The following is an 8,750-nucleotide window of genomic DNA, read 5'->3' as shown; positions in this document are numbered from 1 at the left end:
CTGAACATCGATGGCATTCCCTCTCATCTGCGCTATCTCGTCAGGCGGGTTCGGCAGCGTCGGCCCGATGCGTCGATTGTCGTTGGACTATGGCCGCAGGGACAACCAGAAAAGTGGAGCGACGATCTGCAAAGCGCGATCGGTGCGGACTGCTACGCAACGTCGATGCAGGACATGCTGAATGCGTGCTGCCGGATCGCCGCCACCGTCGCTGTGGAAATGGAACCGGCGCACGCCGTCGACGATATCGCGGCGTGATTCCGGAATATCCGTCGACCTAACCGCCCGGCGCTTTCGCCGGGGCCGCATCCGTCGCGCCGGTAGCGTTCCCAGCGGGTTGCCATCCCCCGCCCAACGCCTTATACAGTGCCACGAGGTCAGTGCTGACCTGCATGGTTTCCTGCGCGTACTGCTGCTGCGCATCGCTCAACTGCCGTTCTGCATCGAGCACATTGATAAAGGTGACGAGACCCTTACGGTAGCTGTCGCGCGCAAGTTCGAAGGCCGCCTGCTCCGCCGCGACGCTATCGCCCAGCGACACCTGACGAGCCTGATCGGTGCGGTAGACGGCGAGGGCATTGTCGACGTCGCGCAACGCCATCAGCACCGTCTTGCGGTAATCCAGTGCAGCCTGCTGCTGTTGCGCCTGCGACAGATGGAGGTTGGCCACCAGCGAGCCGCCCTCGAAGATCGGCAGCGAGATGCTCGGCCCGAATGAGTAGAACAGGCTCGACCAGTGAGTCAAGCCGCTCGCGTTCGTGGCGCGCGTGCCGATCTGGCCGGTCAGCGAGAGATCCGGGTAGAACTGCGCCACCGCCACGCCAACATCGGCGGTCGCCGCATGCAAACTCGCCTCGGCACGGCGAATGTCCGGACGTCGGCGTGCCAGCGTCGACGGCATGCCGACCGGCACGCTCGGCGGCACAGGTGGCACCGCGGCATGCGCGGACAATTCATCTGCGAGCGACCCGGGCGGCTCGCCGAGCAGATAGGCGAGCCCATTGAGCGCCTGCTGGATCTGCTGATCGTACTGGGGCAACTGCGCCTGCGTCTGCGCGTATTGTGCCGCCGCGCTTTTCACATCAAGCTGGCTCGCGAGTCCCACCTTCGCCTGGTTTTGCGTCAAGGCGACGATATCGCGCTGCTGATCGACGAGGCTCTGGGTAATCTGCCGCAACGCCTGGGCGCCGCGCAATTGCATGTACGTTTGCGCGACCTCGGCCTCGAGCGACACCAGCGCGTCGTTGCGGCTTTCCACCGCTTCCTCGGTTTGCGCATGCGCCGCCTCGACCGAGCGGCGCACCCGGCCAAACAGATCCAGCTCCCATGAGGCATCGAAACCGACCTGCCACAGGTTGATCGGCGCGGTCAGCTGGTTAAGGACATTGTTGGCGCCGTTTTCCAGCGTAGCGCCCGCACCCGGGGCGATCTGGTTGACCGGCGAGTTCGGCGCGCCCAGCTGATCGACCTTGTTGTAGACGCCATCCGACTCGAGAAAGCCCTTGGCACCGAGCTGTTCGCGCTGATAGCTGCCGCTCGCGCGCACGTTCGGCAGACCTTGCGCGGCCGCGCTCTGCTCCTGGGTGCGTGCTTCGACGATACGTAGCACGGCTTCCTGCAGGTCGAGGTTGTCGCGCGCAGCGCGGTCGATCAGACCATCGAGCGTCGGATCCGCGAAACTGCGCCACCACTGCGGATCGGGATCCGAGTCCATGGTGGGCACGGATGCGACCGATGGCGCCGAAGCAGGAGCAGGCGCTGCGGCACGGGCCGACGCCTCCGAGGCAGCCTGCTGCGGATCGTGCCATTGCGTTGGCACGTCGGCTTGCGGAGTGTGGAACTGCGGCCCAACCGAGCAAGCGCCGAGCAGAACCGCAAGAGGAAGTGCAACGGGGAGTGCACGCCGGAGCGCGGCACGTCGTACGCGGCGAACGTGGCTCATATCAGTGTCCTCCTCCGCCGCCTGCGGCTTTGGCCGGAGAAAAGAAAAACGTCACGGGAATGACCATGGCGCAGAAAAGTGCGAGGTAGCCGAACACATCCACGTAAGCGAGAATGGTCGCTTGCGAGATGAAGGTCGTGTAGAGCTGCCCGGCGGCGCTTTGCATCGCCTGCGCAAGCGGCTGACCGGTCATGCCGGCAATCGTATGCGCCGTGCGCTGCAGCGTGTCGTTATAGTTTTGCGAAAGTGTCGACATGTGGACGGACAGATGCGCCATGCGCGCCTGGGTGCGTTCGCGGATCAACGCGGTGGACAATGAAATGCCGATCGACCCCGCCACGTTACGGAACATCGTAAACAGCGCCGACGCGTCGTCATTGAGTTCTCGCGGCACGGTCAGATAGGCAAGCGTCGTGATGGGCACGAACAGAAAGCCGATTGCAATCGACTGCGCGCTACGCATCTTGACGAGCGTGTCGTAGTCGACATACGGCACGAGCGTATGCGAATAGGCGAGGGCGCAGGCCAGCAGCAAAAAGCCGGTCGCCACCAGAAAACGCGTCTGGATGTATGGCATCGCGCGGCTGATCAGCGGGATCTCCATGACGATCAGAATCGCGCCTGGCGATAGCACGAGCCCCGCCAGCGTCGCCGTATAGCCAAGTTGCTGCTGTGCCAGTTGCGGCACGAGCACAGCGCTGCCATACAGCATCATCGCAAAGGCCGCCATGGTGACGCAACCGAGCGCGAAGTTGCGGTCTTTCATACACGCCAGATTCACCACGGGCTTCTTCGCATAGCGCAGCCACGCTATCGCCCCGGCTATGCCCGCCACCGCCAGCGCTGCAAAGATGCGAATGAACGTCGACGAAAACCAGTCGTCGTCTTCGCCGCGATCGAGCATCACCTGCAGGCAGCCGAGACCGATCGCGATCAGCGTGATGCCGATATAGTCGATCGATAGCTTGCCGCTGTCCTTGTTACGCCACGGCGGATCTTCGACCAGTTGCATCACCGCCAGCGAGGTGAGGATACCCACGGGCACGTTGAGCAGGAAGACCCAGCGCCAGGAGAAGTTGTCGGTGATCCAGCCGCCGAGCGTCGGGCCGAGCACCGGCGCAACCACAATCGCCACCGCCGAAATCGAAAACGCGCGGCCGCGCTGTTCGGGCGGGAAGGTGTCGAGAATGATCGACTGCTGGTTCGGCTGCAGGCCGCCGCCGAAGAACCCTTGCAGCAGCCGGAACACGATCAGTTGCATCAGGTTGGTGGCGAGCCCGCACAGCAGCGAGCAGATCGTAAAAGCGATGATGCAAACCAGGAAGTAGCGCTTGCGGCCGAGCACCCGGCCAAGAAAGCCCGAGATCGGCAGCACGATGCCGTTGGCCACCAGATAGGAGGTCAAGGTCCACGTGGCTTCGTCGTAACTCGCCGACATGGTGCCGGCAATATGCGGCAGCGCCACGTTCACGATGGTGGTGTCGAGCACCTCCATGAACGCGGCCAGCGTCACGACGATCGCGATCAGCCATGGATTGCCTGCCGGCTTCCAGTTGGCCTCGCTCATTTCAGGAAGACCTTCGGCGACACCGAGAGTCCGAGACCGAGCGGCTGGTCGCGCGGCATGCCGTCGTCGATCACGATCTTGACGGGCACGCGCTGAACGATCTTGACGAAGTTACCCGTCGCGTTTTCCGCCGGGAAAGCCGAGAAAACCGAGCCGCTGCCGAGCTGCACGCTGTCGATATGGCCATGCAGTTCGAGCTTCGGATACGCATCGACCTCGACGTTCACCTTGTCGCCGGGGCGCATGCGCTCGAGTTGCGACTCCTTGAAGTTGGCCGTTACCCATACGTCCGGCGTAACGATCGAGAACAACGACACGCCCGCTTGCAGGAAGCTGCCGTACTGCACGTTGCGACGTGTAACCCAGCCGTCGGACGGCGCCCGCACTTCGCAGTACGAGAGGTTGAGGCGGGCCTGTTCGAGTTGCGCCTCGGCCTGCTGAACCTGCTGACGGCGCTCTTCGACCGTCGCCTGGGTTTGCCTGATCTGCTGCGGCACGAGGCTCGCCGTCTGCTGCTGGGCTTGCGCCTGCTGCACACTGGCGCGGGCGGTTTGCTGTTGCGCGTCGGCGGTGTCGATGTTCTGCTGCGAGGTGGCGCGCTGGTCGACCGCATGCTGGCGCACGTAGGCAGCTTGCGCCTGCTTCAGGTTGGCCTCGGCCGAAGAGGTTTGCGCCTTGGCCTGCAGGTACTGCGCCGGATACTGCACCCGCGCGATATCGAGCTGCACCTGGGCCGCATTCAGTTGCGCCTGGGCGAGGCCCAACTGGGCCTGAGCGGCATCCACCTGGGCCTGGTACTCGCGCTTGTCGATGACGACCAGCAGCTCGCCCTTGTGCACGTAGACGTTGTCGTTGATCGCCAACTGAACCACGTAGCCCGAGACCTGCGGCGCAATCGTGATGGCGTTGCCGTCGGTGTAGGCGTCGTCGGTCGTGACCTGGTTGCGGGTCGCGAACCACCAGATAAACGCGCCGATCAGCAGGATCACGGCCACCACGGCAAGAATGATCAGCGGCTTTTTGCTCTTGTTCTTTCCGGAGCCGTTCGCGTCCTTGCCGTCTTTGCCGTCCTTTTCGTCCTTGCTGTTGCCGTTACTGCTGTCCTTGTCGTTCTTGCTGCCGTTGTCGTTCTTGGTGGACCGGTCGTTCGCGCCGTCCTGGCCGCTCGCGGCGCGCCCGGAGTCGCCGGCGCCGGAATGCCGGTCGCGTTGCTGGTCTTCATCACCGTGGGATGGAGCGGTCTGGTCAGACATGACGGTTCGTTCCGATAGGGCGGTGCCGGGTGCGGCAGCAATCGTTGTGCCCAACCGCCTTGCGGATCGCGTCGCAACGCCCTTGAACGCCATAGAGCCTGCTGTTCGCGCCATATGTTTGTGTCTGGGCGCGGCCTGTCGTACAGTCAGGCGAAACCGAATTAGGGTCGCGCGCAGTATCAGGCACGTCGCCTGCAAGCCAACAGTTCGACCTACACTGAATTTATCGATTCGTCAGAGGAGATCGTCACGTGCAACATGCGGAGCGCGCCGTCGTCGACTTGCCCCTGCCGTTACGCAACTTTGCTGCAACGCGGCGCATCCTGCTCGTGGTGTTTGTAGCCTCGATCCTGTTTCCGCTCGCGTGTCTTGCGGGCTACGGATACTTCGACTATCAGCGCCGGATTGCCGATTCCGACAATATGATCGACCGGCTGGCGCGCGTGACCGACGAGCAGGCTGTCAAGGTGCTCGATCTGAACCAGCAGATCATCGCCCGCATTCTCGACCTGCTCAATGACGACGACGCGGCTGCGATCCGTGCCCACGAGGGCGAAATCTTCCAGCATCTGCGCGAGATTGGTGGCGACTTCCCGCAGGTGGCGGCCATTGCGATCTTCGATCCGGCCGGCAAGCTGCTCGTCAATAGCCGAGCTTATCCCGCTCCGGACGTCTCGATCGCCACACGCGACGACTTTCTCTCGGCAAAGGCGATCCGCCCGTCGACTTACTTTTCGCTGCCGATGTACGGTCAGGTTTCGCAGACCGATGTGTTCAACACGACGCTGGCCCGCTCGACGGCGGACGGGCGTTTCCTCGGCGAAGTCTCCATCGCGCTGCGCAGCGACTATTTCTCGCGCTTTTACAGCGACCTGACAGGAGGCGACCCATCGCTCGCACTCGGCCTGTACCGCCAGGACGGACAGTTGCTGGTGCGCTATCCGGGCTGGCCACCGGGTACCGAGCTGTCGGCACATACGCCGTTCACCGACGCGCTGCGTGACAAGGAACTGTTCGGTCACGTGCGGATGACTTCTAGCGTCGACGGGGTCGAGCGGCTGCTGGCGTTCCGGCGGGTCGCCGACTATCCGCTGTATGTCATGAGCGCCTATGCCACCTCCGCGATCTTTGATCAGTGGTGGCACCACTTCTTCCTGATCGCCACTATCACGGTGGTGCCGTGCATTGCCATCTGGCTGCTGGTGTTCTTCTCGCTGCGCCAGCTCGAGACCGAGCGCCAGGCCTGGGAGCGCTGGCAGGGCGAAGTGGCGATGCGGCTCTCCGCCGAGGCGTCGAGCCGTCAGTTGCAACGCATGGGCGCGCTCGGCAACCTGGTGGCCAACGTCGCGCACGACTTCAACAATCTGCTGATGGTCGTCTCGTCGAATATGCAGATGGCCCGTCACAAGGGCTTCAACAACATCGAACACGAGGTGAAGGCGGTGGAGCGCGCCACCTCGACGGCGGAGGCGTTGACGCGCCGCCTCTTGAGCGTGGCGCGCAAGCAGCCGCTCAAACAGGAGCCGGTCCAGCTGGTGAAATGGCTGCCCGGCGCTGCCACGCTGATCGACGCGGCGGTAGGCGACAAGGTGCAGGTGAAGCTCAGTCTGATGGACGAGATCTGGCGCGTGCTGGTCGACCCGACCGAACTCGAGTTCGCCATCATGAACCTCGCGGTCAACGCGCGCGATGCGATGCCGCGCGGCGGGCGCTTCGCAATTCGCTGCCAGAATGTCCGGCTGGTGTCGAGCGACACGCTGCTACCGGATGGCGAATACGTGCTCATCAGCTGTTCCGATGACGGCGAGGGCATGGCCGAGGCGGTGGCGCGCCGCGCTTTCGAGCCGCTTTTCACGACCAAGCTGCACGGCTCGGGCACCGGCCTCGGGCTCGCGCAGGTGCTCGCGATGTGCGAGCAATCGGGCGGCACCGCAAAAATAGACAGTGTGGTGGGCAGCGGCACGACAGTGCGTCTGTATTTGCCGCGTTATCGCGAAGCACGGGCGGCGCAGCCGGCGGTCGACACGGCGACCAGCGACGACCACTCCGTTGGGCAGGGCGTGGTGCTGCTGGTGGAGGACAACGCGGATGTCGCGGCCGGCATCGCGGCCGTGTTGTAAACCTTCGGATGCGAAGTGCATCACGAAGCGACAGCGGATCGCGCGCTCGATGTCCTCACCGCCGGAGAAACCTTCGAACTGGTGCTCTCCGACATCCAGATGCCGGGCAAGCTGAACGGCGTCGACCTCGCGGAACGGGTGCGTATTTCCTGGCCCGCCCAGAAGATCGCCTTGATGACCGGCTATGCCGACGAACTGGACCGCGCCAGGCATATCGGCGTGGCGATCCTCGCCAAGCCTTTCAATATCGACGAGCTGCATGCGCTCGTAACTTGCGAGTAGCGGTCGCCGGGTAAGCCCGGCGAGCAGGTACGTCACAGGTAAGGTCAGCACCTCCATTTGAATTTTCTACACGGCTGCCGCCGTCGCCAACGCGATCTGGCGGACGCGCGTAGACTCAACCCCTGTTGTTGCAGGATGGAAATTGCGTGGCAATCGAGCGGCGCATGAGCAGCACATAAGCAGTAAGCGAGCAGCAAATGCTAAGCAACCTTACGGAGATTATTCGATGGAACAGAGATATTTGGGCGCGTCCGGCTTCAAGGTTCCGGTGCTCAGCTTCGGCACGGGAACATTTGGCGGCAAGGGCGAATTCTTCGAGGCGTGGGGCGCAACCGATGTCGCCGAAGCGCGCCGTCTGATCGATATCTGCCTCGACGCGGGTGTGACGATGTTCGACAGCGCGGACATCTATTCGAAAGGCTCATCCGAAGCCGTGCTCGGCGAAGCGATCAAGGGCAAGCGCGACAAGGTCATCATCTCGACCAAGGCCACCTTCCGTTTCGACGACGGGCCCAACAGTGTCGGCTCGTCGCGCTTCCACCTGATTCAGGCCGTCGACGCCGCCTTGAAGCGTCTGCAAACCGACTATATCGACCTGTTCCAGCTACACGGCTTCGACGCCAAAACGCCGGTCGTCGAAGTGCTGTCGACGCTCGACGATCTCGTGCGGGCAGGCAAGATCCGCTACACCGGCGTGTCGAATTTTTCCGGCTGGCATCTGATGAAGTCACAGGACGTGGCGGACCGTTATGGCTATCCGCGCTACGTTGCCAATCAGGCGTATTACTCGCTGGTGGGACGCGACTACGAATGGGAGTTGATGCCGCTCGGCCTCGACCAGGGCCTGGGCGCGGTGGTGTGGAGTCCGCTCGGCTGGGGGCGTCTGACCGGCAAGCTCAAACGCGGTCAACCGTTGCCGGAGAAGAGCCGCCTGCACAAGACCGCTGACATGGGTCCGCCGGTGCCGGACGAATATCTGTTCCGCGTGCTCGACGCGATCGACGAAGTGGCGGCCGAAACCGGCAAGACCGTGCCGCAGATTGCGCTGAACTGGCTGCTGCAACGTCCCACGGTTTCGACGGTGCTAATCGGCGCGCGCAACGAAGAACAACTGCGGCAGAACCTCGGCGCGGTCGGCTGGAATCTGACGGCCGAACAGATGGCGAAGCTCGATGCTGCCAGCGCAGTGCGGCCCGTGTATCCGTACTGGCATCAGGAAGGGTTCGCGGAACGCAATCCGTCGCCGGTGTCAGGCGGGGCGTTGTAGCCTGTATCTGATAGCGGGTAGTGTGTCTTCAGCTCGTGGCGGGATGCCGCGGGCTGAAGACGAGCGCTGTTATCCCTTCAGCATTTCAATCATGGTCACGATCAGCGTAAACATGCCGATGCAACCACCCAGCGTCACCGCGCTTTGCATGAAGTGCGACATATAGAGAGGTCTCCTCGCGTTCGACGAAGGCCCAATTTAACCTTAAATGAAAGAATAAAGAAAGCTAAAAGAAAGGTTGTATGCGCGAAACACCCCAGGGATAACCCGCAACACAGGCCCTGTTTTGCGGACTGCCGCGTCCGGTAAATGCCTCTCG

At 63.0% G+C, this 8,750-nt stretch carries 4 protein-coding genes and 2 pseudogenes; 3 read left to right on the top strand and 3 right to left on the bottom strand.

Annotated features, from left to right (window positions below; genetic code table 11):
• Window positions 1-258 (top strand): annotated as a pseudogene (locus M0954_RS12530) (AI-2E family transporter); the annotation flags it as partial.
• A 19-nt stretch (window positions 259-277) separates the two neighbouring features.
• On the opposite strand, the gene M0954_RS12525 reads toward M0954_RS12530, so the two are convergent.
• Genes M0954_RS12525 through M0954_RS12515 form a run of 3 tightly spaced genes read right to left on the bottom strand, consistent with a single transcriptional unit; the run spans window position 278 to window position 4,762 of the window.
• Complete coding sequence (locus M0954_RS12525; RefSeq protein ID WP_297353540.1) at window positions 278-1,942, bottom strand: efflux transporter outer membrane subunit; 1,665 nt, start codon at window positions 1,940-1,942, stop codon at window positions 278-280.
• A gap of 1 nt (window position 1,943) precedes the next feature.
• The gene (locus M0954_RS12520) at window positions 1,944-3,509 is read right to left on the bottom strand and encodes a DHA2 family efflux MFS transporter permease subunit (RefSeq protein ID WP_122154770.1); all 1,566 of its coding nucleotides are present in this window, start codon (window positions 3,507-3,509) and stop codon (window positions 1,944-1,946) included.
• Window positions 3,506-4,762: an efflux RND transporter periplasmic adaptor subunit gene (locus M0954_RS12515; protein ID WP_297353539.1), complete on the bottom strand. Its 1,257-nt coding sequence runs from the start codon at window positions 4,760-4,762 to the stop codon at window positions 3,506-3,508. The genes M0954_RS12520 and M0954_RS12515 overlap by 4 nt, the downstream gene beginning before the upstream one ends.
• A 251-nt stretch (window positions 4,763-5,013) precedes the next feature.
• Here M0954_RS12515 and M0954_RS12510 point away from each other — a divergent pair.
• Window positions 5,014-7,164, top strand: a pseudogene (locus M0954_RS12510) (ATP-binding protein).
• 226 nt (window positions 7,165-7,390) lie between these two features.
• A complete protein-coding gene (locus tag M0954_RS12505; RefSeq protein WP_122154773.1) occupies window positions 7,391-8,431 on the top strand; it encodes an aldo/keto reductase in 1,041 nt (346 codons plus the stop codon).
• Window positions 8,432-8,750 lie beyond the last annotated feature (319 nt).

Origin of the sequence: Paraburkholderia sp., from assembly GCF_026225065.1 — a bacterium.
GTDB lineage: Bacteria > Pseudomonadota > Gammaproteobacteria > Burkholderiales > Burkholderiaceae > Paraburkholderia.
Note: the sequence above shows the minus strand (reverse complement) of the source record. Positions and strands in the feature narration are given on the sequence as shown.